This is a genomic window from Cellulomonas olei, assembly GCF_039548315.1.
Lineage (GTDB): Bacteria > Actinomycetota > Actinomycetes > Actinomycetales > Cellulomonadaceae > Cellulomonas.
Map to the genome: position 1 here is coordinate 104,574 of NZ_JBCLVN010000002.1, position 26,305 is coordinate 130,878.

Here is a 26,305-nt window from a genome sequence, read left to right on the forward strand (position 1 = left end):
GCCCCAGCCGCGCCGCGGCACGCGTCCGGGACGTCAGCCGTGCAGCGGCAGGGTCAGCGCAGCCGGGGCACCCGGGACGACGCGCACCGGGACGCCCCAGTCCTGCGAGCTCAGGTGGCACGCCGGGAACTCGATCGCCGGGTCGTCGTCGCAGGACGCCGCGCGGGCGGTCACGTGCAGCACGCCGTCCGCGACCTCCGGGTTGATCCGCAGCGTCCGCGTCAGCGGCACGTCGTCACCGGCGCCGTCGAGCAGCAGCTCCGGCGGGGTCGAGGACACGCGCAGCAGCGTGGACGGGCCGTAGCGGTCGTCGTACTTCTGGCCCGCCGCGGGGGTGAAGACCACGTCGAGGGCGAGCTCGCCCGGAGCGATCTCGGTGACCGGCCGCTGCGTGCGGTGCGCGCCCGCGTCCAGCACCTCCCCCGCGAGCGTCGCCGGCAGGGCGAGACGCGTCAGCCGGTGCGCGGCCGACTCCACGACGACCAGCGTCACGCCGCCCGCCTCGGGGTCGACCTGCACGACCACGCCGCTCGGCTCGGCCAGACCGGTCGCGAGCGTCGACACCTCGCCCGCGCCGCCGTCCCCGCCCGGGGCCCAGCGACGCACCGCGCCGTTGTAGGTGTCGGCGACGACGACCGACCCGTCCGGCAGGGCGGCCACGCCGAGCGGGTGCTGCAGCAGCGCCTGGTCCGCGGCGCCGTCGCGGTGACCGAAGTCGAACAGCCCCGCCCCCACGGCGGTCCCGACCGTGGCGGCGGTCCAGGCGTCCGCGGGGCCGGCGCCCGGGGTGCCCGGGACCTCGCCCGGGTCGATCCAGCGCAGCGCCGAGACCTCCGAGTCGGCCAGCCACAGGCGCCCGCCGGCGCCGAGCGCCACGCCGGACGTCTGCGCGAACCACGCCTCGCGCGGGTCGCCGTCGACCAGGCCCTCGTTCATCGTGCCCGCGACGGGCTCGACCGCGCCGGACAGCGGGTCGAACGCCCAGAGCTGGTGGTCCCCCGCCATCGCGACCAGCGCGGTGCCCGTCTGCGGGGACCACGCGACGTCCCACGGCGAGGACAGCGGCACGGAGGTCCCCGCGCGCGGCACGCCGTCGGTGCGCCAGAGGTCCGGCCGGCCCGGCAGCGGCGACGGCACGGTCGGCTGCCCGACGAGGTACTGCTCCCCCGTGCCGGCGACCGTCGTGACGTGGCCGTCCGCCAGCCGCACGCCGCGCAGCGCGTGGTTCACGGTGTCGGCCACCAGCACGTCGTAGCCGACCGCCGCCGCCACGTCCTCGGGCAGCAGCGCCAGGCCGTTGGGCTCGCTGAACCGGGCCTCGTCGGGGCCGCCGTCGGCCAGGCCGCGCTCGCCGGACCCGATCCGGCGCAGCAGCGTCTCCCCGTCGGAGGCCAGCTCCGCCAGGCCGTGGTGCCCGGCGTCTGCGACCAGCAGCGAACCGCCGGGCAGCTCGACCGCCTTCGCGGGGAACCGCAGCGTCCCCGCCGTCGGCTCAGGCGGCACGTACGGGCCGGACCCCCGGTGCAGCGTGCCCTTGGCGTCGTGCTCCTCGACGAGGTCGGCCACCAGCCGTGCCACGTTGGCCCGGTGCCCCTCGCCGGCCATCTGCGCGACGACGTAGCCCTCGGGGTCCACCACGACGAGCGTCGGCCACGCCCGCGCGGTGTACGCGGACCACGTGACCAGCTCGGGGTCGTCCAGCACGGGGTGGTGCACCTCGTACCGCTCGACGGCGGCCGCGAGCGCGACCGGGTCGGCCTCGTGCACGAACTTCGGGGAGTGGACGCCGACGATCACCAGGACGTCCCGGTACTGCTCCTCGAGCTCGCGCAGCTCGTCCAGGACGTGCAGGCAGTTGATGCAGCAGAACGTCCAGAAGTCGAGCAGGACGATCTTGCCGCGCAGGTCCGCGAGCGAGACGTCCCGGCCGCCGGTGTTGAGCCAGCCGCGGCCGACGAGCTCGGACGCACGGACCTTCGGGAGACGGGTGGGGCTGGTGGTCACAGGAGTAGTGAACACGACCGGGCCCGGCGGTCGTCCCGCGGTGTCCGGGTGCTGGTCGTCCTCGACCGGTCACCGGCCGGCGCGTCGCAGGACGCGCCGGCCGGGAGCGGGCGGTGCGGTCGCGTGCCGCACCGCCCGCCGGGTCAGGCCGTCACGCCGCGGGGGGCGGCGTGCGGTCCTCGTAGCGCTCCACGACCTCGCGGTGCGAGGTGTTCGCGCGCTGGTTGGTCAGGACCAGCGCGAGGATCAGCGCGAGCACGCCCGCACCCATGCAGATGTAGCCGATGACCGTCAGGTCCACGCCGGAGATGTTGTCACTCACGCCGAACGTGAGGATCGCCCCGATGACGATCAGCGCGATGCCGCCGCCGATGCCCATGGTCGCCACTCCTTCCACCGGCCCGGGCGCGGGGTGCCCCGGGTCTGGGAACCGAGTGTGGTGCGGGTCGGGCCGGCGCGCGCGTCGAGAACGGCGCTCGGAGGCTCCGCCCGGACCGAACCCCACGGTTGCGCAACTGCTGGGTTGCGCAACCGTGGGGTGTCCGACGTGTCCCGGCGGGCGTTCGCCTAGCCGAGCACCTCCGGCAGCGGCGGCAGGTCGTCCCCGGCCAGGCCCAGGACGTGCTCGGCCAGGAACGCCTCCACCACCTGGTACCAGACCTTGGCGTGCTGCGGCGTCAGCACCCAGTGGTTCTCGTCCGGGAAGTAGAGGAACCGGTGCGGCGTGCGTCCCTCGTCGTCCGCCGCGAGCGCCGAGCGGGACAGCAGCTCGTACCACAGGCGCAGCCCCTCGCCGATCGGGACCCGGTAGTCCTTGTCGCCGTGCACCACCAGCATCGGGGTGACGATCTTCTCGACCGACAGATGCGGCGAGTTCGCGAGTGCCATCTCGGCGGTCATCTCGCGCTCCCAGTAGTACGAGCTGTCCGTCGTGGGCCCGAACTGGTCCAGCGCCCACAGGCTCGCGTGGGTGACGATCGCGCGGAACCGGTCGGTGTGCCCGGCGACCCAGTTGGCCATGTAGCCGCCGAACGAGCCGCCCATCGCGGCCGTGCGGGTCTCGTCGACGTCCGCGCGGGCGACGGCCGCGTCGGTGACCGCCATGAGGTCGGTGAACGGCGCCGCCCCCCACGCGCCCCAGCCGCGCTGCACGAAGTCCTGCCCGTAGCCGGTGGACAGCGCCGGGTCGGGCAGCAGCACCGCGTAGCCGCGGGCGGCCAGGATCCACGGGTTCCAGCGCCAGGACCAGGCGTTCCAGGAGCCGAGCGGACCGCCGTGGATCCACAGCGCGAGCGGCGCCGGCGCGGCGGCGGACGCGCCCTCCGGCAGCACGAGCCACGCCCGCACGGCCGCGCCGTCCTCGGCGGTCGCCGTGACCTCCGTCAGCGTGCCGGGCAGGGCGGGCAGCGGCGTCGGACCGGGCAGGGCGACGGCCTCGACCGGTGCGCCCGAGCCGAGCGCCGCGGCGAGGTCGACCCGCACCGGGTGCGGCGGGGCGGCGTACGAGCTGCGCAGCGCGTACAGCGCGGTGCCGTCCGGGCTGACGAGCAGGTCCGTGAACGCGGCGTCGTCGGCCGTCACGCGGGTGACCGCGCCGGTGCCGGGGTCGACGTGGAAGACGGGGCTGCGCCCGCCGTCGTCGGCGACCACGAGCAGGCCGGAGCCGTCGCGGGTCCACACGACCTGGCCGGGCCAGCGGTCCCAGTCGGGGGCGACCCGCTGCGGCGCGGGGCCGTCCGCCTCCAGCCCGACGACCCACAGCTCCTCGCGGGGCGCGGTCGTCGGCGTCGTGATCGTCTCGCGCACGTAGGCGACGCGGCGCGAGTCCGGCGAGATCACGGGGCCGTACACGTCGGCGCCCGGGTCGTCGACCAGCACGCGGCGGCTGCCCGTCGCGACGTCCACGGCGACCAGCCGGTGCCGCTCGACGCCGCGCGCGGCCGGCCGCGTCCACGTCGTCACGAGCGTCCGACCGTCCGGCGACAGCACGGCGTCCTGGTGCCGCAGGCCGGTGCCGGGGTCGGGCGTGACGTCGCGGAGCTCCAGGCGCGTCGCGGGCTCGCCAGCGGCGGCGGGTGCGGCGACGGGTGCGGAGACGGCGGACAGGTCCGCGGCGAACAGGTGCGTCACGGCCGGCCCGAGGTCGTGGTCCCAGTAGCGCACCGGGTAGGAGCTGTGCAGCACGGCGGACACCTTCGCGTCCTTGCGCAGCCCGATGAGGCGCTCGTCGGACTCCTCGTCGGTCGCCCGCGGCAGGACGTCCGACGGCACGACCACGACCGGGGCGTGCTCGGCGACGGCCACGCCGTCGATCCCGGCCTTGCGGGCGGCGACCACCCGCGCCTCGGCGCCGTCGGCGGGCAGCAGCCAGAGCGCGGCGGGTGTCTCGTCGTCCGGGGACTCGGCGTCGGCGTCCGGGCGGGCCGACGTGAAGAGCAGGTCGCCCGTCGACGCGAACCGGGCGGAGGACTCGCCCTTCGCCGACCGGGTGAGACGGCGCGCGGGGCGCTCGCCGGCGGGGTCGACCTCCCACAGGGCGCTGACGTAGCGGGTGTGCTTGGCGTCGAGCGTGGCGACCGCCGTGACGAGGCGGGTGCCGTCCGGCGAGAGCGTCAGCCCGGACAGCCGCGGCAGGGCGACGTAGGCGTCGAGGTCGTGGAACGGGGTCGGCGTGGTCGCTCCGGACGGGGAGTCGGCGGTGCCGGGGACGGGCGTGGTGTCAGAGGCGTCGGTCACCCCGCCGTCCTATCACGCGTCCGCGCGATCGCCCTCGGATTTCCCGCCGCCGGTACCGCCGTCCCGGGCCGCGAGGCGGGCGAGCATGGCGTTGTACTCGTCCATCTCGGTGTCGCCGTCGCGGTCGACGCGGCGGTCCCGGCGGCGCGCCGTCCGCTCGTCGTCCCGCGCCCAGGCGATCGCGACGCCCACCGCCAGCGCGAGGGTCGGGAGCTCGCCGATCCCCCAGGCGACGCCGCCGCCGCGCTGCTGGTCGACGATGGCGGACGGCCCCCACTCGCGGCCCATGAGCCCGAACCAGTCCGGGACCAGCAGCACGTCGCCGGTGGTGAGCGCGACGCCGAAGAACGCGTGGAACGCCATGGTCGCGAACAGCAGCAGCAGCCGCTGCGGGTAGCCGGGCCGGGTCGGGCCGGGGTCGATGCCGACGAGCGCGTTGACGAACAGGTACCCGGCGAGCGAGAAGTGCACGACCATCGCGTAGTGGCCGAGCTCGGAGGTCAGCGCCCAGCGGAAGACGTCGGTGTAGTAGAAGACCACCATCGAGCCGGCGAAGTTCACGGCGGCGACGACGGGGTGGGCGAAGAACCGGCCCCACCGGCTGTGGACGAGTGCGAGCAGCCACTCCCGGGGACCGCGGGAGGCGTCGGGCGCGCCGCGCCGGGCGGCGGACGACCGCGCCGGCAGGGCGCGCAGGGCGAGCGTCACGGGCGCCGACAGGGCGAGCAGCACCGGCACGACCATCGCGAGGATCATGTGCTCGACCATGTGCGCGCTGAAGAGCACGTGCCCGTACATCGCCGGGCCCCCGGACGTCGTCCAGAAGAACAGCACCATGCCGGCCACCCACGACGCGGTGCGGGCCCACGGCCACGCGTCGCCGCGGCGGCGCAGGCGCAGCACCCAGCGCAGGTAGACGACGAGCCCCGCGACGGCCGCGGACGCGAGCAGCACGTCCCAGCGCCACTGCGTGATCCACGCGAGCGTGTCCGGCTCGGGCGGCAGCGCGTGCCCGGTGACGATCTCCGCGGGCGTCGGGTCGGTGATCGGGTCGTCGGGCACCGGCGGCGGGGAGGCGCCCAGCGCGACGGCGACCCCGGACACCGCCCCCATCACGGCGAGCTCCACGAGCACCAGGCGCCAGAACAGCCACGTCGCGGGTGCGCGCTCGGCGCCGGCCAGGCGCGACACGACGCGCCGGCGGTGCGCGAGGCCGATCAGCCCGAGCACGCCGAACAGGGCGACCTTGACGAGGAGGAGCACCCCGTACCGGGTCCCCAGGTCGGACCACGTGCCGAGCCGGACCACGGAGTTGACGACACCGGAGACCGCGACGGCGGTGAGCGACCACCCGGCGACGACCGAGAACCGCGCCACCGCCGGCGCCAGGTCCGCGCCCAGCCGGTGCGCCAGCGGTGAGAGCGCGACGAGGGTGCCGATCCACAGGGCGGCACCCACCAGGTGCAGGAACATCGACGAGGTCGCCAGGTCGTGGCTCGCCGCCCCCGCCGCGTGGCCCGTCTGCGCGGCCTGCCACAGCGCGGTCAGGACGAGCACGGAGATCCCCGCGGCACCGAGCGGCGACGTCGTCATGAGGGCGAGCGCCGTGACCACCGCGGCGGCGACGGCCACGAACAGCAGCACTCGCCCGAGCTCGAACTGCGTGACGAACTGCCCCAGCTCGCCGCCGAACGCCGGGTCGTCGAGCCGCAGACCCGCCACGTTCGCGTAGGTGAGGACGAGCTCCACGACGGCCGCCAGCGTCCACACCGCGGCGGCGGTCGCCGTGACGCCCGAGGCCGCGCGCACGACGGAGCCGCCGTCCGGCCGGCGCACGAGGACGGTGACGAGCAGCACCAGGCCGCCCAGCGTCGCGGACGCGGCGAGCTCCGAGACCGTCGAGGCCACCGGCAGGCCCCAGCGCACCAGGGCGCCGGGGTCGCGCAGCGCGGTCGGCACGGCGGCGCCCGTGAAGGCGAGCCCTGCGACGACCGCGGCCACCGCCGAGACGCCCAGGGCCGTCAGGCGCAGGACGCGCGCGGTGGTGCCGGTCCCGTCGGGGACCGGTCCCGAGGGGGCCGCCCGGGGCGGGCGAGCGGTCGCGGTACCGGGCATCAGCGCCCCGCCCGGCCGTCCCGGTCGTCGCCGTCGTCCCGGCCGTCGTCGTCCCGGCCGTCGTCGTCGTCCCGGCCGACACCGTCGCCGTCGTCGCCCGCGCCGGACGCCGCCCGGCCCGCGGCGGAGCGACGGCGCTCGCGCACGACGAACACCGCGACCGCGCCGGCGGCCAGCACGGCCACCACCACGACCGCCACCACGCCGGCCTCGAGACCGGCGTCCTCGTCCTCCACGACCTCCTGCTGCGGCGAGAGCTCCGCCGAGGTCGCGCCCGACGGGCCGGAGCTCGTGGAGCCCGCGGTCGTGCTGGTGGGCTCCGGCGCGACGGGCGGGGCCGACGAGGAGGGCGCCTCCGGCTCGGCGGCCTGCGGCGGGGTGGGTGCGGACGCCGTGAACGTCAGCTCCCCGGACAGCGGGTGCCCGTCCGCCGAGGTGACGCGCCACTGCACGGTGTAGGCGCCCGCCGGCAGGTCGTCCGCGAGCGCCTGGGCGACCGTGCTGTCGACGAGCTCCGGCGTCCCGGTGCTCACGGTGCCGCCGTCCGGTCCGAGCACCACCACCTCGGTGCCGATCGCCTGCGCGGGCTGGTCGAACGTCAGCGTGACCCGGGCCGGCGGCGTGGCGACGGTGGCACCGTCCTCCGGGTCCGTCCCGAGCAGGGAGTTGTGCGCGGCGGCCCGCGGCGCGGTCGCCAGCAGGGCGACGAGCGCGAGCAGCAGCGCGGCCAGCACCGGGCCGGCGGTGCGAGGCAGGGAGGGGCGGCGCAGGGTGGCCACGGGAGCGGTGGAGGTCACGCCCCCATCATCACCCGCCCGGCGCCGCCGTGCCGCCGACCTGGGGACGACGACCCGTCCGGACGCACGAGCAGCCGGGCCTGTGGACAACCGGGGTGCGGCACCGTCCGGCCCCTAGCGTGGAGGACGTGACGCCCCTGATGCTCGCCGACCTCGAGCCCGACCAGCGCCCGCGGGAGCGCATGCTGCGCCTCGGCGCCGACGCGCTGTCCGACGTGGAGCTGGTGGCGCTGCTGCTCGGGTCGGGCCGACGCGGGTCGAGCGCCCTGCAGACCGCCCGCGACCTGATCGCGTCACGTGGCGGGCTCGCGGGCCTCGCGCGCTGCGGGTCCACCGACCTGCTCACCGTGCCCGGCGTCGGACCCGCCAAGGCGACCCGCGTCGTCGCGGCGCTCGCCCTCGCCCGGCGGTTCGGCAGCTCCGCCGACCGCCGCGAGACGGTCCGCACACCCGCGGACGTGGCGCGGGTCGCGGCGCCGCTGCTCGCGGGTCCGGTGGACGGCCGCCTCGTCGTCGTCGCGGGCGACCGGGCCTCACGGGTGCTGGGCGCCGTGGTGGTGCCGGGCGTGGACGCGCACGCGGAGCCGTTCGACGCCCGCGAGGTCCTCGCCGAGACCCTGCGGCGCGGCGGGGTGACGCTCGCGCTCGCGCACCGGCACGCCCCGGAGGACGCGGCGCCGCACGCGGCGGACCGGGCGGCGGCGGCCGCCGTCGCGGCAGGCGCCGCGCACTGCGGCATCCGCCTGCTCGACCACCTGGTGCTCGCGGGCGACACGTGGACCAGCGTGGCGCCGGACCGGACCGCGGGGGCAGGATGACCGACCGTGTCCTCCTGCGAGCCCTCTGCCGAGCACCCGCCCGTGATCCGCGTCGCCGCTGCCGTCATCACCGACGCGCACGGCCGGTGGCTGCTGGTCCGCAAGCGCGGCACCACCCGGTTCATGCAGGCGGGCGGGAAGATCGACCCCGGCGAGGACCCGGCCGGGGCCCTGGTGCGCGAGCTCGGCGAGGAGCTGGCCGTCGTCGTCGACCGTGCCCGGCTCCGGGACGCCGGGCGCCGCGAGACCGCCGCAGCGAACGAGCCCGGCCACCACCTGGTCGCGCACGTCTTCGTGGTCGACGGCATCACGGACGCGGTGCCGACGGCCGAGATCGAGGAGGCCGTCTGGGTCACGCCCGAGGACGCCGCGCGGTTGCCGCTCGCCCCGCTCACCGCGGACCTGCTCGCGGAGGCGGCGGAGCGCACGCCCGGCGCGTAGCGGCACGACGGGTCGCCGGCGTCCCGCTGCCGCGGTCGGACCGGCCCCGGCGCCCGGCGCCCGGCGCAGCCCGGCCGGCGTCAGACCCGTCCGCGCGAGGCGCGCCGCGCGACGGCGACCGCGCCGACGCCGGCGAGCAGCAGCGCGACCGCGACCAGCCCGGCCGTCCTGCTCTCCGTCCCCGACCGCGCGAGCGACCCCGCGGCAGGCCCACCGCCCGCCGGCGTCCCACCCGGCTGCGGAGCCTCCTGCGGGGGCGTCGGCGTCTCGGCCGGCACGGCGACGACCACGAAGGTCGCGGACGCCACGCCGGAAGCCGCGGTGGCGGCGACCGTGACCGTCCCGGGGGCGGTGCCCGCGGGGACCGTGAAGGAGAGGTCCGCCGCCCCGTCCGTGCCGGCGACCGCCCGGCCGACGAGCACGCCGCCCGGCGCCAGCGTGAAGGTCACCTCCTCGCCCGGCGCGAACCCGGTCGCGCGGGCCACCTGCACCGCGCCGGCGGACAGGCGCGGCCGGTCGAGCCGGAGCGCGGGCGCCGCCACCTCCTCGATCGTCCAGGTGAACGTCGCGGTGTCCGTCAGCCCGTGCGCCGTCGCCGTGACCACGACGTCGAAGCGGCCCGCGGTGGTCGGCGTCCCCGCGATCCTCCCCGTGGCCGGGTCCAGCACGAGGCCGTCGGGCAGCCCGGTCGCCGCGAGCACGACCGGCACCTCGGGTGTCACGGAGGCCGACAGGGTCAGCGAGGTGGGTCTGCCGACGGTGCCGGTGCGGTCGCCCGGGGGCTGCACCACCACGGACTGCCGGACGACGCGAGCGAGGTGCGGCGCCGGCGTGCCCTGGAACGTCGTGAAGACGCCCGCCGCGAGGAACGCCCCGTCCGTCCCGGGCACCAGGTCGACGACGGCGGACGAGAAGCCGGCGCCGAGGTCGGCCGCGAACGCCGTGTCCAGCGTCAGGTCGGGGCGCAGCCGGGCGAGCGCCGGTGTCGTCTGCCCCTGGTACCCCGTGAAGGCGCCGCCCACGAGGTACCCGCCGTCGTCCTGCGGCACGACCGCGGTCGCGGCGTCGTCGAACCCCGTGCCGAGGGCGGCGGTGAACGCGGCGTCGAGCGTGAGGTCCGCGGTGAGGCGGAGCAGGTGCCGGGCGGGCGTCCCCTGGTACTGCGAGAAGTCACCGGCGACGACGTACCCGTCGCCGGTCGGCACCGCGTCGTACACCCCGAAGTTGAAGCCGGTGCCCAGCAGCGCGGCGAACGCGGTGTCGAGCGAGAGGTCGGCCGACAGGTGGGCGAGGTTGGGCGCCGGCTCACCCTGGTACTGCGAGAAGTCGCCGCCGACGAGCCACCCGCCGTCGGCCACCGGGGCCACGGTGCGGACGACGCCGTCGAAGCCGGCCCCGACCGCGGAGACGAACCCGGTGTCGAGCGTCAGATCGGGCCCGAGGCGCACCAGCGCGGGCACCGGCGTCCCCTGGTACTGCGTGAAGTCGCCCCCCACCACGTAGCCGCCGTCCGCGGTGGGGACGACGGCCCACACGCTGCCCGCGAAGCCCGCGCCGAGCGCCGCGGCGAACCCGGCGTCGAGGGTGAGGTCGGCGTCGAGCCGGACCAGCGTCGCCACGGGTGCGCCCTGGTACTGCGAGAACGTGCCCCCCACCAGGTACCCGCCGTCGGCGGTGGGTTCCACCACCCACACGTCGCCGTCGAACCCGGTGCCGAGGGCCGCCGACACCGCCGGGTCGAGCACCAGCGAGCCGGTCGCGGCGCGCGCCGGAGCCGGAGCCACGACGGCGCCGACGACGAGCGCCAGGACGAGCACCAGGCGGTGCAGGACCGCCCGTCGGCCCGGCAGGCTGCGCGCGGGGGCGCCGGGGGCCCGGACCTGGGCGGGGACGGTCGTCGTGCGCGTGGACACGGTTCACCTCGGACGGGTACGACCGTCGGGCGGTCCTCTGCCGCGCCGGTGCTGCGCGGCGCGTCCACCGCCGGCGGGCGGGGCCCTCCACGCTAGCCCTCGCCGAGAGCACCGCGGAAGCGACCTGCCACATCGGTGCGACGTCCCGCCCGGGCGCCCTCCGCGGCGGGCGCGCGCGCCGCGGCCTAGGGTCGACCCATGGCCCGATCCATCGCGACCACCCGCACCGTCGACCGGCCCGAGCTGCTCGACTTCGTCCGCCCGCGCCACCACCTGCTGCTGGTGACGGCCCGCCGCGACGGCCGCCCGCAGGTGTCCCCGGTGAGCGGCGGCGTCGACGGGTCCGGCCGCATCGTCGTGTCGACCTACCCGGGCCGGGCGAAGACGGTCAACGCCGAGCGGGACCCCCGCGTCTCGGTGCTCGTGCTGTCCGACGACTGGGACGGCCCCTGGGTGCAGGTCGACGGCGACGCCGAGGTGCTGCACATGCCGGAGGCCGAGGACGCGCTCGTCGACTACTACCGCTGCATCGCCGGCGAGCACCCGGACTGGGACGAGTACCGCGCCGCGATGCGCGTGCAGGGCAAGTCGCTGATCCGCGTCACGCCGACCCGCTGGGGCCCGGTCGCGACGGGCGGCTTCCCGGCGGACGTCGCCGCCCGCCTGGACGGCTGAGCGACCGGGCCGCCCGCCGCCCTCAGCCCCAGACCAGCGCCTGCGCCGGGTCCGCCAGCACCGCGGCGACGTCGGCGAGCACCCGCGACCCGAGCTCCCCGTCCACCAGGCGGTGGTCGACGGACAGCGCGAGCTGCGTGACGTGGCGGATCTTGATCTTGCCCTTGTGCACCCACGGCTGCTCGCGGATGGCGCCGAAGGCCAGGATCGCGGCCTCGCCGGGGTTGAGGATCGGGGTGCCGGTGTCGATGCCGAACACGCCGACGTTCGTGATGGTGATGGTGCCGTCGGACATGTCCCGCGGGGTCGTCTTGCCGGCGCGGGCGGTCGACGTGAGGTCCGCGAGCCCGAGCGCCAGGTCGCGCAGGCCGAGCCGGTGCGCGTCCTTGATGTTCGGCACGACGAGCCCGCGGGGGGTCGCGGCGGCGATGCCGAGGTTCACGTAGTGCTTGTAGACGATCTCCTGCGCGGCCTCGTCCCAGGACGCGTTGACGTCCGGGTGGCGGCGGACGGCGAGCAGCAGGGCCTTGGCGGCGATGAGCAGCGGCGTCACGCGGACGTCGCGGAACTCGCGGTCCTCCCGCAGGCGCGCGACGAGGCGCATCGTGCGGGTGACGTCGACGGTGTGGAACACGGTGACGTGCGGCGCGGTGAACGCGGACGTGACCATGGCCTCCGCGGTGCGCTTGCGGACGGACTTCACGGGGACGCGGGTCTGCCGGCCGTCGGGCGAGACCGTGCCGGACGCGAGCCACGGCTGGTCGTCGCCGGGGTAGGTGGCGAGCTGGCGGGCCTCGGCGGAGGCCTGGTGCGCGAGCACGTCCTCGCGGGTGACGATGCCCCCGGGGCCGGTGGGCTGCACGGAGTCGAGGTCGACGCCGAGGTCGCGGGCGAGCTTGCGGACCGGCGGCTTGGCGAGGGCGCGGCCCCCTGCGCGGGTGTCCGGCTCGGTCGCGGACGGCGCCGCGGCGGGGACGGCGACCGGGGCCGCGGACGCCGCGCCGGTCCGGGACGCGCCGGGCCCGGCGGTCGCGGGGCGCACGTCGGCGTCGGCGGGGGCGGCCGACGTCGCGCCGGCGGCCGGGTCGCCCTCGGCCGAGGTGAACCGCGCCCGGCGTCGCGTGGGAGCGGCGGCCGTGCCGTAGCCGACGAGCACGGCGCCGCCGGCCTCCTCGGCCTCCGGCGCGGGCTCCGCCGCCGCAGCAGCCGCCACCGGCTCCGCGTCCGACGTCGGGTCCTGCACCGCCACCTCCGGCCCCACGCCGGTGGCGCCGGGCGCGCCGCCCTCGGGCGCGGACCCGGTCGGGTCGGTGTCGATCTCGATGATCGGGGTGCCGACCTCGACCGTCTCGCCCTCGGCGACCAGCAGCCGCGTGACCACGCCCGCGTACGGGGACGGGAGGTCGACCAGCGACTTCGCGGTCTCGATCTCGACGATGGTCTGGTTGATCGCGACGGTGTCCCCGACGGCGACGTGCCAGGCGGCGATCTCGGCCTCGGTGAGGCCCTCGCCCGCGTCGGGGAGGCGGAACTGCTGGTAGGACGGCACGGGTGCTGCTCCCTGGGTGGGGGGTGGGACGTCGGGCGGTGTCAGTGCGCGAGCACGCGGTCGACGGCGTCGAGGACGCGGTCGAGGCCGGGCAGGTACTCGTGCTCCAGCTTGGCGACGGGGTACGGGGTGTGGAACCCGCCGACGCGGAGCACCGGCGCCTCGAGGTGGTAGAAGCACTCCTCCGTGACCCGGGCCGCGACCTCCGCCCCGGTGCCGTACAGCACGGGCGCCTCGTGCACGACCACGCAGCGGCCGGTGCGGCGCACGGACTCCACGACGGTGCCCACGTCCAGCGGGGAGATCGCGCGCAGGTCGACGACCTCGACCGACCGCCCCTCGGCGGCGGCCGCGTCCGCGACCTTGAGCGCGGTGGCGACGGTCGGGCCGTGGGCGACGAGCGTGACGTCGGTGCCGGGTCGCAGCACGCGCGCCCCGTCGAGCGTCGAGGGCGCCGCGACGGCGTCGGCGTCCGTGTCGACGTCGCCCTTCTCCCAGTAGCGGCCCTTCGGCTCGAAGAACAGCACCGGGTCCGGCGAGGCGATCGCCTGCTGGATCATCGTGTACGCGTCCTGCGGGTCCGACGGGCTGACCACGCGGAGGCCGGCGGTGTGCGCGAACAGCACCTCGGGCGACTCCGAGTGGTGCTCGACCGCCCCGATGCCGCCGCCGTACGGCACCCGGATCACGACGGGCAGGGTGAGCCGCCCGCGCGACCGGTAGTGCATCTTCGACAGCTGCGTCGTGATCTGGTCGAACGCCGGGAAGATGAACCCGTCGAACTGGATCTCGCAGACCGGCCGGTAGCCGCGCAGCGCGAGGCCGATGGCGGTGCCGACGATGCCGGACTCCGCGAGCGGGGTGTCGACGACGCGGTCGGTGCCGAAGTCCTTCGCCAGCCCGTCGGTCACGCGGAACACGCCACCGAGGGTGCCGATGTCCTCGCCCATGAGCATGACCTTCGGGTCGCGCTCGAGGGCCTTGCGCAGGCCCGTGTTGATCGCCTTGGCGAACGTCATCCGCTGGCTCACCGGTCACCCCCCGTGAACGACGCCTCGTAGTCCTCGAACCAGGCACGCTCCGCGTCGACCACCGCGTGCGGCGTCGCGTACACGTGCTCGAACATCGTGCTGGTCTCCGGCCGGCCGAGCGCGCGGGCCGTGGTCCGGACGCGCTCGCCGAGGGCGTCGGCCTCGGCCGCCACCTCGGCCCGGAACGCGTCGGACAGCTCACCGGTCGCGGTGAGGTGCGCGTCGAGCCGGTCGATCGGGTCGCGCTGGCGCCAGTAGTCCTCCTCGGCCGCCGAGCGGTAGCGCGACGGGTCGTCGGAGGTGGTGTGGGCGCCCATCCGGTAGGTGAACGCCTCGATGAGGGTGGGGCCGCCGCCGGACCGCGCGCGCTCGGCGGCCTCGGCCGTGACGGCGTAGCAGGCGAGGACGTCGTTGCCGTCGACGCGCACGCTCGGCACGCCGAAGCCCGGGCCGCGCGCGGCGAGCGGGACGCGCGCCTGGCGGGTGGTGGGCTCGGAGATCGCCCACTGGTTGTTCTGGCAGAACAGCACGAGGGGCGCGTTGTTCACGGCGGCGAACACCAGGGCCTCGTTGACGTCGCCCTGCGAGGTCGCCCCGTCGCCGAAGTACGTGACGACGGCGGTGTCCCGCTCGGGGTCGCCGGTGCCGACCGCGCCGTCGCGCTGCACGCCCATCGCGTAGCCCGTGGCGTGCAGCGTGTGCGAGCCGATGACCAGCGTGTACAGGTGGAACCGCAGGGCGTCGGAGTCCCAGCCGCCGTGGTCGACGCCGCGGAACAGCGGCAGGATCTGCGTGAGGTCGAGGCCGCGGGTGTGCGCGACGCCGTGCTCGCGGTAGGACGGGAACACGTAGTCCTGCGGGGCGAGCGCCCGGCCGGAGCCGACCTGCGCGGCCTCCTGCCCGAGGCTCTGCGCCCACAGGCCCAGCTCCCCCTGGCGCTGCAGGGCGGTCGCCTCGGTGTCGAACCGCCGGACCAGCACCATGTCGCGGTACAGGCCGCGCAGCGCGTCGGCGTCGAGGTGGGCGACCCGGGGTGCGTAACCGGGGTGGTCCACGCGCTCGCCCGTGGGCGTCAGCAGCTGGACCAGGCCGTCGTCGGTGAGCGGACCGCTGGGGCTCACGCGGTACTCCTTCGCCTGGGGGGCGCCCTCGGAGGACCGGGGGCCTGTCGTAACCTACGCCAGCGTAGGCTACGCAACCGTAGGTCCGAGGGCCCGGGGCGCGTCAAGACGGGCGGCCCCCCGTTGTGGGGTCCCGACAACCCCCGGACGGCAGCTCAGCGCAGGTAGCCGCCGCCCCCGACGCGGGCGCGCAGCTCGTCGACCTCGCGCTGCACCGGCCACCGGGAGTACGCGAAGACGAGGAACATCACCACGTTCACGACCGGCACGAGGCCGATGAGGATCCACCAGCCCGAGTAGCCGGCCTTCTGGATGATCCGGATGTAGGCGATCAGGAAGATCAGCCAGACGGCCACCGCGACGACGAGCCCGACGCCACCGGTCAGCCACGCGACGACCTCGTTGTCCTGCCAGTCCGTGGTGTCCATGACGCCCAGCATGCTCGCCCGCGGGCGTGCGGGCGAGGGGTCGGGCGCCGGAGGTGTCAGCGCTGCGGCAGGCGCACGACCTCGACGAAGAACTCGTCGATCTGGCGGACGACCTCGATGAAGCGGTCGAAGTCCACCGGCTTGGTGACGTACGCGTTGGCGTGCAGCGCGTAGGACCGCACGACGTCCTCCTCGGCCTCCGAGGTGGTCAGGACGACCACCGGGATGCTGCGCAGCTCCGCGTCGTTCTTCATCGCCTCGAGCACCTCGCGCCCGTCCATGCGGGGGAGGTTGAGGTCCAGCAGCACCAGGTCGGGCGTGCGGGCGTCGGCGTGCTCGCCCTCCTTGCGCAGGTACGCCAGCGCGCTCGCGCCGTCGGACACCACGGCGAGCCGGTTGGCGACCTTGTTGTCCTCGAACGCCTCGCGCGTCATGAGGACGTCACCCGGGTCGTCCTCGACGAGCAGGACGTCGATGACCTTGCCGGTGCGTGCCACGCTCACTCCGTTCCGTCGGTGGGCCCCGGTGCGGACGCCTCGGCGGCCGGCAGCGTCCAGCGGACGCTGGTGCCGGGACCGTCGGGCTCACCGAGCCAGATGCGACCGCCGTGGTACTCGACGATCTTCTTGCACAGGGCCAGGCCGATGCCCGTCCCCTCGTACAGGTCCTTGGGGTGCAGCCGCTGGAAGATCACGAAGACGCGGTCCGCGTACTGCGGGTCGATGCCGATCCCGTTGTCCCGGCACTCGACCTCCCAGAAGTCTCCCACCCGCTCGGCGGTGATCCGGACCACCGGCGGACGCCCGGGGTCGCGGAACTTGATCGCGTTGCCGACGAGGTTCTGCAGCAGCTGCACGAGCAGCGGCCGCTCGCCGCGGACGACGGGCAGGTCCGCGTGCTCGACCACGGCGCCGGTGTCCGCCACCAGCTCCGCGAGGTTGTCCAGCGCGTCCGCGAGCGCGCCCTCGAGCGGCACGTCCGCGAGCTCGCCGCCGAGCCGCCCGACCCGGGAGAACCCCAGCAGGTCCTGGATGAGCTGCTGCATCCGCTTCGCGCCGTCGACCGCGAACGCGATGTACTGGTCGGCGCGGTCGTCGAGCTGGCCGCCGTAGCGCTTCTGCAGCAGCTGCGTGAACGAGGAGATCTTGCGCAGCGGCTCCTGCAGGTCGTGCGACGCGACGTACGCGAACTGCTCGAGGTCGCGGTTCGACCGCCGCAGCTCCTCCGCCTGCTCGCTGAGCCGGTCGTGCGCCTCGCTGATCTCCGCGCGGGACGCCTCGACCTCCTGCACCTGCGCCACCAGGTGCAGCCGCATCCGCTCGACGGCCTCCGCGAGCTCCGCGATCTCGCCCGGCCCGGTGGTCCGCACCTCGTGGTGCAGGTCGCCGCCGCTCACGACGCGCGCGTCGGACGCGAGCGCGTCGAGCGGGGCGGTGACCCACCGGCGCAGCGTGCCCCACAGCGCGAACCCCGCGACGGCACCCGCGACGACGAGCGCGAACAGCGAGCCGATGACGATGCGCGTCCAGGCGGCCAGGTCGGAGGCGGCCTCGTCGCGACCCTCCCGCAGCACGTCCAGGTACGCCTCGACCGCGGCGCGCGTGCCGTCGAAGAGCACGCGGCCCTGCTCGACCTCCTCCGGCGTCACCGCCGACGGCCCGTCCGCCGCGACGGCCTCGATCGTCGGGGCGGCGAACTCCGCGTCCCAGCGCTCGGCGGCCGCGACCGCTGCCTCCGCCGCCTCCCGCACGGCCGGGTCGCGCGCGTCCGACCGCAGCGCCGCGGTGGCACCCGACGCCCGCTCGTACGGCTCCAGCGTGCCGTCGAACCCCGTCAGCGCGTAGCCGCGCACGGCCGTCTCCGCGTCGACGAGGCGCGTGTACGCCGACTCCGCGTCGGTGATCGCGACGAAGTAGCCGTCGGTCACCAGGTCCTGGCTGTCCAGCATCCGCCACAGCGCGACCGCGGCGCCGACCGCCACCAGCCCGAGCACCACGGAGCCGGCGACCAGCGCGCGGCCGAGCCGCCGCCGGAGCGTCGCGTTCGTCCGCACCGGCGCCTGCGGGGCGCTCACGCGGGCGCCCCCGACCAGCCGAGGACGACGATCGCGGTGTCGTCCACCAGCTCCCCGCCGTGCCGGCGCCGCACCTCGTGCAGCACCTCGTGCACCACCTGGTGGCGCGGGGCCGTCCGGACCGCGTCGTCGACCACGTCCAGCAGCCCCTCCTTGCCGATGCGCTCGTGGGAGCCGCCCACCGTGGCCTCCAGGACGCCGTCCGTGTACATCATGAGGCGCCACGACGGGCCGAGGTCGAGCCGCCGCGGCGACCACGTGCCGTCGACGGGGATGCCCAGCGCGCGCCCCCGCAGGTCCGTCGGCAGCAGCTCGGACGGCCGGGACGCCCCGTCCCCGACGACGATCGGCACCGGGTGCCCCGCCAGGTACAGGTCCACCGAGCCGCGGTCCGGCGCGACCTCGACCATCGACATCGTCGTGAACACCTCGGCGCGGGTCCGCTCCGAGACGAGCACCCGCTCCAGCAGCGGCAGCAGCCCGCCCGTCGGGACGTCCGCGAGCACCAGCGTCCGCCAGGCGGTGCGCAGCACGGCCCCGAGCGCCGCCTCGTCCGGGCCGTGGCCGCACACGTCGCCCACGATGGCCAGCACGGAGCCGTCCGGTCGCTCCACGACGTCGTAGAAGTCCCCGCCGAGCACGCCGTCGCGGCCCGCGCGGTAGCCCACGAGCACCTCGAGCGCGTCGTCCCGCACGGCCGGGCGCGGCAGCAGCGCGCTCTCGAACCGCACCGTCTCCTCCGCGCGCACCATGCTGCGGTACAGCGCGCGGTCGACCGCCTGCAGCCGCCGGCGCTGGACGGCGTAGCGGACGGACCGGCTGAGCAGCTCCCCGTCGACCTCGCCCTTGACGAGGTAGTCCTGGGCGCCCGCGGCCACCGCCTGCAGGCCCGTCTCGGTGTCGGTCCGCCCGGTCAGCACGACGACCGCCGGCGCGCCGGCCGCGAGCAGCCGCTCGAGGGCTCCGAGCCCCACGGCGTCCGGGAGGCCGAGGTCCAGCAGCACGCAGTCGACGTCCAGCAGGTCCGTCGCCTCGTCCAGCGAGCGGGCCCGCGCCAGCCGCACGTCGAGCCCGGCGTCCGCCAGGTGCTCCTCGACGAGCAGCGCGTCGCCGTCGTCGTCCTCGACCAGCAGGACGGCGATCGGACCGCCGATCGCCGGGTCGGCCGGGTCGGGCGCGGCGCCGGGCCACCCCGACGGGGTCGCCCCGTCGGCGGTCGTGCTGTCCGTCACCGGGCCCCCTTCGTCGAGCTGGTCGCAGCATAGGCGAGCCCTGGCGGACCGCAACGGCAGGTCAGCGGCGGAACTCCCCCGCGACCTCGAGCACCACGTCCGTCGCCTCGGGCTCCCCGACGCTGATCCGGACGCCGTCGCCCACGAACGGCCGCACGAGCACGCCGGCGCGCGTCGCCTCCGCGGCGAAGCGCGCCGCGTCGTCGCCCAGCCCCAGCCACACGAAGTTCGCCTGGCTGTCCGGGACGTCCCAGCCGTGCGCGCGCAGACCCGCGAGCATCCGGGTGCGCTCCCGCACGATGCCGTCCACGCGGTCGAGCAGCTCACCGGACGCGCGCAGCGACGCCACCGCGGCGAGCTGCGCCAGGTGGGACACCCCGAACGGCGTCGACGCGGAGCGGATGCCCGCGGCCAGGCGCGCGTCGGCGACCGCGTACCCGACGCGCAGGCCCGCGAGCCCGTAGGCCTTGGAGAACGTGCGCAGCAGCACCACGTTCGGGTGCGCCGCCAGCACCGCCAGCCCGTCCGGGGACGCCGCGTCGCGGACGAACTCCGCGTACGCCTCGTCCAGCACCACGAGGACGTCCCGCGGGACCGCCGCGAGGAACGCGTCGAGCTCGTCCGCGTGCACCGCCGGGCCCGTCGGGTTGTTGGGCGTGCAGACCAGCACCACCCGGGTGCGGTCCGTCACGGCCGCGGCCATCGCGGGCAGGTCGAGCCGCCCGTCCGCGGAGACGGGCACCGGCACGCCGGTCGCCCCGGCCAGCGTGACCATGATCGGGTAGGCCTCGAACGAGCGCCACGGGTGCACGACCTCGTCGCCCGCGTCGCAGAAGGCCGCCAGGACGTGCCCGAGCACCGCGACCGACCCGCACCCCGCGACGACCTGGTCCGCGCCGACGCCCAGGTGGCCCGCCAGGGCCTCCGTCAGCTCCGTGGCGTACATGTCCGGGTAGCGGTTGACGTCCACCGCGCCGTCCGCGATCGCCGCCACCACCGACGGCAGCGGCGGGTACGGGTTCTCGTTGGAGGACAGCTTGTAGGCCGCCGCACCGACCGGCACCCGCGCGCCCGGGACGTACGGGGGCAGCGTGGCGAGGGCGGGACGCAGGGGGACGCGCTTCACGCCGTCAGGATGCCACCGGACGGCCGCCGCCCGGCCGGGCGGGTCACTGGGCGGGACGCCCGCGGGCCGGATCCCCTGCCGCACCTCCGCGCGGGATGGCACGATCGACCCATGAGCTTCCTCCTGCGCGTCCTGATCAGCGGCGTCGCCCTGTGGCTCGCCGAGGTGCTGCTGCCGGGCATCTCGATCGTCGGGGCGGACACCACCGGCGGTGAGATCGGCGTGCTGCTCGCGGTCGCGCTGGTCTTCGGCATCGTCAACGCGATCGTCAAGCCGATCGTCCACGTGCTGTCGATCCCGCTGTACATCCTCACGCTCGGCCTGTTCACGCTCGTGGTCAACGCGCTGATGCTCATGCTCACCGCGTGGATCACCGAGCAGACGTCCTGGGGCCTGCGGATCGACGACTTCGGCGACGCGTTCGTCGGGGCGCTGATCGTGTCGGTGGTGTCGTTCGCGCTGAGCGTCGCCATCCCGCGCAGCCGCCGGGACTGACCGCGGGCCCACGGCCCCCGCCGTGGCGTCCCCCGCGGGCCCGGACGTCCGCGCAGGCCAGGCCCGCGGCGTCACCCGACCGGACCAACCTCCTGTTGCCGCCCCCCACGGGCGTGCCTAGCGTCGATGTGGTCCGGGCCACACCGATGACGGTGCGGCCCACGCCGGAGGCTTCAGGGGGGGAGTCGCCATGTCGACGCGACCGCGCTGTGCACCGCAGGTGCGCTCCGTCGCGTCCCGGTGGCTCCGCCGCGGGCTCTTCGCCGCGGGCGGGCTGACGCTCGCCGGCACGGCGATGATCGCCCTCGCGCCCGCCGCCTCCGCCGAGGAGGCCCCGCCGGCCGGCCCGGTCGGGTCGCTGCTCGGCGGCGTCGGCGGCCTCGTCGGCGCGGTCGTGGAGCCCGTCACGGAGCAGGTGCTGGCGCCGGTCGTCGAGGCCGTGACGCCGGCTCCCGCACCCGCTGCACCCGCCCCGGTCCCCGCTCCCGCCCCGGCACCGGCGGCGCCGCCGGCCGCCGAGCCGCCGCCCGCACCCGCGCCGCCCGCCGGCGCCGCGCCCGGGGCACCGGCGCCGAGCCACGAGGGCCTGCCCGCCGCCGTGACCGCTCCCGTCGGGGAGCACGTCGTCGCGCCCGTCACCGAGGCCCTCGCGCCCGTGACCGAGGCGCTCGCGGACGAGGTCGTCGCGCCGGTGGCCACCGCCACCGAGCCGCTGGCTCCGGTGGTCGACCCGCTGGTCGAGCGCGTGGTCCGGCCGGCGACCCAGGGCCTCGTCGGCCCGCTGCTCGGCGCGCTCGCGCCGGCCGTCACGCCCGTGCTCGACGGGATCGCCCCCGCGCTGCTGCCGGTCACCGGCCCGGTCGCGGGCGTGCTGGACCCGGTGCTCGGTGCGCTGGACGGCACGCCCGTCGGATCCGTCGTCGACCCCGTCGTCGAGCTGCTCGACCCCGTCACCGGCGGCGTGCTGCCCACCGCGCCCGTCCCCGGCTCCCCCGTCGACCCCGGCCTGCCCGCGTCCCCCGGCACGCCGTCCCCGCACGCCCGGGTCGCGTCCGGAAGCTCCGACGCGACCGCGGGGGCCGAGGTCACCCGCACCTCCGGGCCCGCGGACGCGAGCTCGCGGACCGGGTCCGGCTCCGTCACGGTCGCCGGCGCGGCCGCGGGCGGCGATGCGGGCCTCGCCGGTGTCGCCCCCGCGGACCTCGTCGCCCCGCTCGGCGGCCCCGACGGCACGCCGACTGCGCCCCTCCCGGGCGCACCGGCCCCGTCCGGCACGGGCCTGTCGGGCAGCCAGACCCGCGGCGCCGCCGGCACGGACACGGCGGCCGTCCTCGTCGGCGGCGTCCTCGCCCCGACCGCCTCCCGTCTTCTCGCCGTGGCCCGCGGCCACGTCACGCTCCCCCTGCGCCTCCGCGAGGTCCCCGTCTCCCCTGCCTGAGTCCGGCCCGGTGCCGGCGACGTCCCGTCGCCCGCGCCCCGAGGCCCCGCGCCGCACGGCGCACCCCGACTCACCGCAAGGAGCAGGACCATGCACGCACCCGTACGCCGAGCGCTCCAGACAGCGCTCCTCACCGGCGGCCTCGTCGTCGCCGGAGCGGCCGCGGCCCACGCGGCCGACGACGACGGCCTCCTGGCCGGCCTGGGGGTCGACGCCCCCGTCGACGTCTCCGTGGACGTGAGCGGCCTCGCGGCCGGCGTCCTCGGCGACGCCACCGTGGAGCAGGCCGCCGCACCCGCGGCGACCGCCACGACCGCACCGGCGCCCACCGCCACCACGACGGGCGGCGACTCCGACGGCCTGGCCTCCGGTGCCGACGTCGCGGCGCCCGTCCAGGTGCCGGTCGACGTCTCCGCCGTGGCGGTCGGCGTCCTCGGCGACGCCTCGGTCGACCAGGCCGCCGCACCCGCGGCGACCACCGCCGAGCCCGCCGCCCCGACCGAGACGGTCGAGCAGGGCGACAGCGAGGGCGCCGCGTCCGGCGCGGCCGTGGCCGCCCCGGTCCACGTGCCCGTCACGGTCGACGACGTCGCGCTCGGCCTGCTCGGCGACGCGGCGGTGACCGACGGCGCCGGCACCACCGACGCCGGCACCACCGACGCCCCGGAGGCCACCGTCGACGGCGGCGACTCCGACGGCATCGCCTCCGGCGCCGGCGTGGCCGCACCCGTCTCGCTCCCCGTCACCATCGGGGACGTCTCCCTCGGCCTGCTCGGCGACTCCACGGTCACCGGCGGGACCGGCACCGAGACCACCGGCACCGACGCCGCGGCCGCCACCGTCGACGGCGGCAGCTCCGACGGCCTCGCGTCGGGCGCCGGCGTGGCCGCACCCGTCTCGCTCCCCGTCACCATCGGGGACGTCTCCCTCGGGCTGCTCGGCGACTCCACGGTCACCGGCGGGTCCGGCACCGAGACCACCGGCACGGACGCCCCGGACGCCACCGTCGGCGGCGGCAGCTCCGACGGCATCGCGGCGGGCGCCGGCGTGGCCGCACCCGTCCCGATCCCCGTCACCATCGGGGACGTCGCCCTCGGGCTGCTCGGCGACTCCACGGTCACCGGCGCGTCCGGCACCGAGACCACCGGCACGGACGCCCCGGACGCCACCGTCGGCGGCGGCAGCTCCGACGGCATCGCGTCGGGCGCCGGCGTGGCCGCACCCGTCTCGATCCCCGTCACCATCGGGGACGTCTCCCTCGGGCTGCTCGGCGCCTCCACGGTCACCGGCGGGTCCGGCACCGAGACCACCGGCACCGACGCCGCGGACGCCACCGTCGCCGGCGGCAGCTCCGACGGCATCGCGTCCGGCGCCGGCGTGGCCGCACCCGTCTCGATCCCCGTCACCATCGGGGACGTCTCCCTCGGGCTGCTCGGTGACTCCACCGTGACCGGCGGGTCGGGCACCGAGACCACCGGCACCGACGCCGCCAGCGCCGAGGTCGGCTCCGGCGACCGCGACGGCGCCCTGGCGGGCACCGGCGTGGCCGCACCCGTCTCGATCCCCGTCACCATCGGGGACGTCTCCCTCGGGCTGCTCGGCGACTCCACGGTGACCGGCGGGTCGGGCACCGAGACCACCGGCACCGACGCCCCCAGCGCCGAGGTCGGCTCCGGCGACAGCGACGGCGCCCTGGCGGGCACCGGCGTGGCCGCACCCGTCTCGATCCCCGTCAGCATCGGGGACCTCGCGCTCGGCCTCGTCGGCGACACCACGGTCACCGGCGGGTCGGGCACTGAGACCACCGGCACCGACGCCGCGGACGCCACCGTCGACGGCGGCAGCGACGGCGCCCTGGCGGGCACCGGCGTGGCCGCCCCCGTCTCGATCCCCGTCACCATCGGGGACCTCGCGCTCGGCCTCGTCGGCGACGCCACGGTCACCGGCGGCACCGGCACGGCCGGGAGCTCCGACGCACCGGACGCCGCTGTCGGCGGCGGTGACTCCGACGGGCTGCTGGCCGACCTCGGGGTCGCCCTGCCGGTCTCCGTCCCGGTGACCGTCGGCGACCTCGCGCTCGGCCTGATCGGCGACGCGACCGTCACCAGCGCCACGCAGCCGGGCACCACCGACCCGGGGACCGACCCCGGCACCGACCCCGGCACCGACCCGGGCACCGACCCGGGCACCACGGACCCCGGCACCACCGACCCCGGCACCACGGGCTCCGAGGCCGTGTCCCCGGAGTCCCTCGTGTCGTCCGACGTGCTCGTGGCCGGCGGCGTGGTCACGGCGGTGGAGGCCGCGACCACCGGCGCCCGTACCGCCGTGCTCCCCGCGGCGCTGGCGCCGACCGGCGCACCGGCCGGGCTCCCGGCGCTGCTCGCGGTGGGCCTCCTGGCCCTCGGCGTGCTGCTGCGCCGGCTCCCCCGGGTGGTCCTCGGCTGACCACCCGCTGACGCCGCCGGCCGGCGACGGGTGCGGGACCGTCGCCGGCCGGGGGTCACGCTGACACCTGTCCCGACCTCCCGCAGCGGCCGGCACCACCGGTCCACCCCCCGAGGAGGGCACGAGCACCACCGGCCGGTGACGGGTGCGGGCCCGTCACCGGCCGGTGGCCATGCGCCCGCGGCTACGACGCCCGGAAGGACCGGGCCATCTCCCGCTGCTCGTCCAGCACCTCGCCGATCCGGGCCTGGACCTCGTCCATGCGCCGGATCGTCGTGCTGACGGAGTCGATGCCGCGGGACACCGCCGCGGTGTTGGCCTGGATGTCGGCGACCTGCTGCTCCACGCGGGAGGTCGCCGCGGACGTGCCGCCGGCGAGGTCCTTCACCTCGGTGGCGACGACGGCGAAACCCCGGCCCGCCTGCCCGGCGCGGGCGGCCTCGATCGTGGCGTTGAGGGCGAGCAGGTTGGTCTGGTCCGCGATCGAGGAGATGACGCGGATGACGTCCCCGACCGCGGACGACGACGCCTCGAGCGTGCGGACCTCGTCCGCCATGGCCGCCGTCTGCGCGACGGCCTCCTCGGCGACCCGCACCGCCTCGGACGCGCTCTCGGAGAGCCGGGCGACGCTGCCGAGCAGCGCCTCGGACGCGGCGCGGTCCCGGGCGGCGGCCCGCAGGATGTCCAGGCGCTGGGAGACCAGGCGGGCGACGTTGCGCAGCGAGCCGCGACGGCTGTCGGACAGCTCGATGCTCTCGCTGGTGAAGAAGTCCATCGTGCCGAGCACCTCGTCGCCGACGACCACCGGCAGGCAGACGCCCGAGCGGACCCCCGCGCGCTGGGCCGCGGGCGCCCGGACGCAGTCGGTCAGCTCGCCCAGGTCCCGCACGAACACCAGGTCACGCGCCCGCCACGCCCGACCGGCCAGGCCGACGCCCTCGGCGAAGCTCGCGGCGAGCGTGACCTGCCGGAACTCCTCGCCCGCGGTGCCGGACTCCACCTGGAACCGCAGCACCCGCGCCTCCGGGTCGACCGCCCAGTACGAGCCGTACTCCCAGCCGAACTCCTCGCGCACGGTGTCGAGCGCGGTCCGCAGGGCGTCCTCCTCGTCGGTGCACGCACCGACCCGGGCGACGGACGTCGTGACGGCCTGCTGGTCGCGGGCGACCTCGGCGATCGCCTCCGCGCCGCGCCGCGCCTCCAGGACCTGGGACACGGTGCGCGCGAGCACGTCGAGCACCAGCACCTGCTCCGGGCCGTCGTCGCGGACGTCGCGGGACAGGAAGTCGAGCACCGCGACCACGGTGCCGTCCCGCCACAGCGGCAGCGACATCGCGCCGCGGGCGCCCGCCCGCAGGAACGCCTCGCCGCGCTCGCAGTTGGTGGCGTGCTCGCGCAGGTCCGCGACCGGCACCACGCCGTCGCGCTGCCACGCCACGCCGCACAGCCCGACGCCCTGCGGCATCCGGTAGCCCGGCGACATGCGCGTCAGCTCCGCCGACAGCTCGCCCCGCTGCGCGACGAACGCCAGGTCGCGGTGCCCGGGGTCGACGCGCCACGCGGACGCGTAGTCGAAGCCGAGGCCCGAGCGGACCACCTCGAGCACCTCCGCGAGGCCCCCGTCCGCCGGACCGTGCCCGGCGCCGGTGCCCGGCGTGCGCAGCGCCCCGAGCGCCCGGACGACCTCGTCCAGCACCTGGAGCTCGCGGCCGACGTCCGCACCGCCCCGTCCCGCGTCCTCGGCCGCACGGCTGCGCCGCCCCCACGATGCACCCATCGGTCGTCCCCCTGCTCGCCCACCTCCGCCGCGCGTCTGCTCCGCGCGGCCACCCCCTCAGGTGGTCTCCCGATCGGCGCCGCCGGG

General features: G+C 76.7%; 21 protein-coding genes. 6 read left to right on the top strand and 15 right to left on the bottom strand.

The genetic code is table 11. The features are described from left to right. Nucleotides 1–33: 33 nt before the first annotated feature. The 5 genes from AAHH18_RS01315 to AAHH18_RS01335 all read right to left on the bottom strand — a co-directional run bounded on the left by AAHH18_RS01315 (nt 34) and on the right by AAHH18_RS01335 (nt 7,652). Nucleotides 34–2,004, bottom strand: coding sequence for an NHL domain-containing thioredoxin family protein (locus AAHH18_RS01315; protein ID WP_343300282.1), 1,971 nt, complete (start codon nt 2,002–2,004; stop codon nt 34–36). A gap of 151 nt (nt 2,005–2,155) precedes the next feature. Then, on the bottom strand, nt 2,156–2,383 hold the full coding sequence (locus AAHH18_RS01320) for a DUF6458 family protein (RefSeq protein WP_283318862.1): 228 nt from the start codon (nt 2,381–2,383) through the stop codon (nt 2,156–2,158). Between the two features lie 188 nt (nt 2,384–2,571). Continuing rightward, nucleotides 2,572–4,740, bottom strand: a complete 2,169-nt coding sequence (locus tag AAHH18_RS01325) for a S9 family peptidase (RefSeq protein WP_459349054.1) — start codon at nt 4,738–4,740, stop codon at nt 2,572–2,574. A 12-nt stretch (nt 4,741–4,752) separates the two neighbouring features. Next, nucleotides 4,753–6,855 carry a cytochrome c oxidase assembly protein gene (locus tag AAHH18_RS01330; RefSeq protein ID WP_343300283.1) on the bottom strand — a complete coding sequence of 701 codons (2,103 nt, stop codon included), beginning with the start codon at nt 6,853–6,855 and terminating at the stop codon, nt 4,753–4,755. Beyond that, entirely contained in the window at nt 6,855–7,652 is a 798-nt protein-coding gene (locus tag AAHH18_RS01335) for a copper resistance CopC family protein (RefSeq protein ID WP_343300284.1), read from the bottom strand. The genes AAHH18_RS01330 and AAHH18_RS01335 overlap by 1 nt, the downstream gene beginning before the upstream one ends. A 128-nt stretch (nt 7,653–7,780) precedes the next feature. Here AAHH18_RS01335 and AAHH18_RS01340 point away from each other — a divergent pair, with 128 nt between their 5' ends. Next, nucleotides 7,781–8,470 carry a JAB domain-containing protein gene (locus AAHH18_RS01340; protein WP_343300285.1) on the top strand — a complete coding sequence of 230 codons (690 nt, stop codon included), beginning with the start codon at nt 7,781–7,783 and terminating at the stop codon, nt 8,468–8,470. A gap of 6 nt (nt 8,471–8,476) precedes the next feature. After that, nucleotides 8,477–8,911, top strand: a complete 435-nt coding sequence (locus tag AAHH18_RS01345; protein ID WP_343300286.1) for an NUDIX hydrolase — start codon at nt 8,477–8,479, stop codon at nt 8,909–8,911. 80 nt (nt 8,912–8,991) lie between these two features. Here AAHH18_RS01345 and AAHH18_RS01350 read toward each other — a convergent pair whose 3' ends face one another. Continuing rightward, entirely contained in the window at nt 8,992–10,824 is a 1,833-nt protein-coding gene (locus AAHH18_RS01350; RefSeq protein ID WP_343300287.1) for a putative Ig domain-containing protein, read from the bottom strand. Nucleotides 10,825–11,022: 198 nt separating this feature from the next. On the opposite strand from AAHH18_RS01350, the gene AAHH18_RS01355 reads away from it, so the two are divergent. Then, on the top strand, nt 11,023–11,499 hold the full coding sequence (locus AAHH18_RS01355) for a PPOX class F420-dependent oxidoreductase (RefSeq protein WP_343300288.1): 477 nt from the start codon (nt 11,023–11,025) through the stop codon (nt 11,497–11,499). Nucleotides 11,500–11,521: 22 nt separating this feature from the next. Here AAHH18_RS01355 and AAHH18_RS01360 read toward each other — a convergent pair whose 3' ends face one another. The 8 genes from AAHH18_RS01360 to hisC form a co-directional block, all read right to left on the bottom strand. Next, a complete protein-coding gene (locus AAHH18_RS01360) occupies nt 11,522–13,048 on the bottom strand; it encodes a dihydrolipoamide acetyltransferase family protein (protein WP_283321937.1) in 1,527 nt (508 codons plus the stop codon). Between the two features lie 41 nt (nt 13,049–13,089). Beyond that, complete coding sequence (locus AAHH18_RS01365) at nt 13,090–14,067, bottom strand: alpha-ketoacid dehydrogenase subunit beta (RefSeq protein WP_222172894.1); 978 nt, start codon at nt 14,065–14,067, stop codon at nt 13,090–13,092. A gap of 8 nt (nt 14,068–14,075) precedes the next feature. Continuing rightward, nucleotides 14,076–15,200: a pyruvate dehydrogenase (acetyl-transferring) E1 component subunit alpha gene (pdhA, locus tag AAHH18_RS01370; protein ID WP_343300289.1), complete on the bottom strand. Its 1,125-nt coding sequence runs from the start codon at nt 15,198–15,200 to the stop codon at nt 14,076–14,078. A 155-nt stretch (nt 15,201–15,355) separates the two neighbouring features. After that, complete coding sequence (locus AAHH18_RS01375; RefSeq protein WP_283318853.1) at nt 15,356–15,628, bottom strand: DUF805 domain-containing protein; 273 nt, start codon at nt 15,626–15,628, stop codon at nt 15,356–15,358. Nucleotides 15,629–15,684: 56 nt separating this feature from the next. After that, complete coding sequence (locus AAHH18_RS01380; protein ID WP_343300290.1) at nt 15,685–16,125, bottom strand: response regulator; 441 nt, start codon at nt 16,123–16,125, stop codon at nt 15,685–15,687. 2 nt (nt 16,126–16,127) lie between these two features. Further along, nucleotides 16,128–17,702 carry a sensor histidine kinase gene (locus AAHH18_RS01385; RefSeq protein ID WP_343300291.1) on the bottom strand — a complete coding sequence of 525 codons (1,575 nt, stop codon included), beginning with the start codon at nt 17,700–17,702 and terminating at the stop codon, nt 16,128–16,130. Further along, nucleotides 17,699–18,934, bottom strand: coding sequence for a PP2C family protein-serine/threonine phosphatase (locus tag AAHH18_RS01390; RefSeq protein WP_343300292.1), 1,236 nt, complete (start codon nt 18,932–18,934; stop codon nt 17,699–17,701). Before AAHH18_RS01390 ends, AAHH18_RS01385 begins: the two co-directional genes overlap by 4 nt. 61 nt (nt 18,935–18,995) lie before the next feature. Then, entirely contained in the window at nt 18,996–20,060 is a 1,065-nt protein-coding gene (hisC, locus tag AAHH18_RS01395) for a histidinol-phosphate transaminase (RefSeq protein WP_343300293.1), read from the bottom strand. A gap of 111 nt (nt 20,061–20,171) precedes the next feature. On the opposite strand from hisC, the gene AAHH18_RS01400 reads away from it, so the two are divergent. From AAHH18_RS01400 to AAHH18_RS01410, 3 genes are all read left to right on the top strand, one after another. Continuing rightward, complete coding sequence (locus tag AAHH18_RS01400; protein ID WP_222170787.1) at nt 20,172–20,555, top strand: phage holin family protein; 384 nt, start codon at nt 20,172–20,174, stop codon at nt 20,553–20,555. A 190-nt stretch (nt 20,556–20,745) separates the two neighbouring features. Further along, the gene (locus AAHH18_RS01405; protein ID WP_343300294.1) at nt 20,746–21,993 is read left to right on the top strand and encodes a hypothetical protein; all 1,248 of its coding nucleotides are present in this window, start codon (nt 20,746–20,748) and stop codon (nt 21,991–21,993) included. Nucleotides 21,994–22,083: 90 nt separating this feature from the next. Continuing rightward, on the top strand, nt 22,084–24,441 hold the full coding sequence (locus AAHH18_RS01410) for a beta strand repeat-containing protein (RefSeq protein ID WP_343300295.1): 2,358 nt from the start codon (nt 22,084–22,086) through the stop codon (nt 24,439–24,441). Between the two features lie 184 nt (nt 24,442–24,625). On the opposite strand, the gene AAHH18_RS01415 is transcribed toward AAHH18_RS01410, so the two are convergent. Next, entirely contained in the window at nt 24,626–26,218 is a 1,593-nt protein-coding gene (locus AAHH18_RS01415; RefSeq protein WP_343300296.1) for a GAF domain-containing protein, read from the bottom strand. Nucleotides 26,219–26,305: the final 87 nt, after the last annotated feature.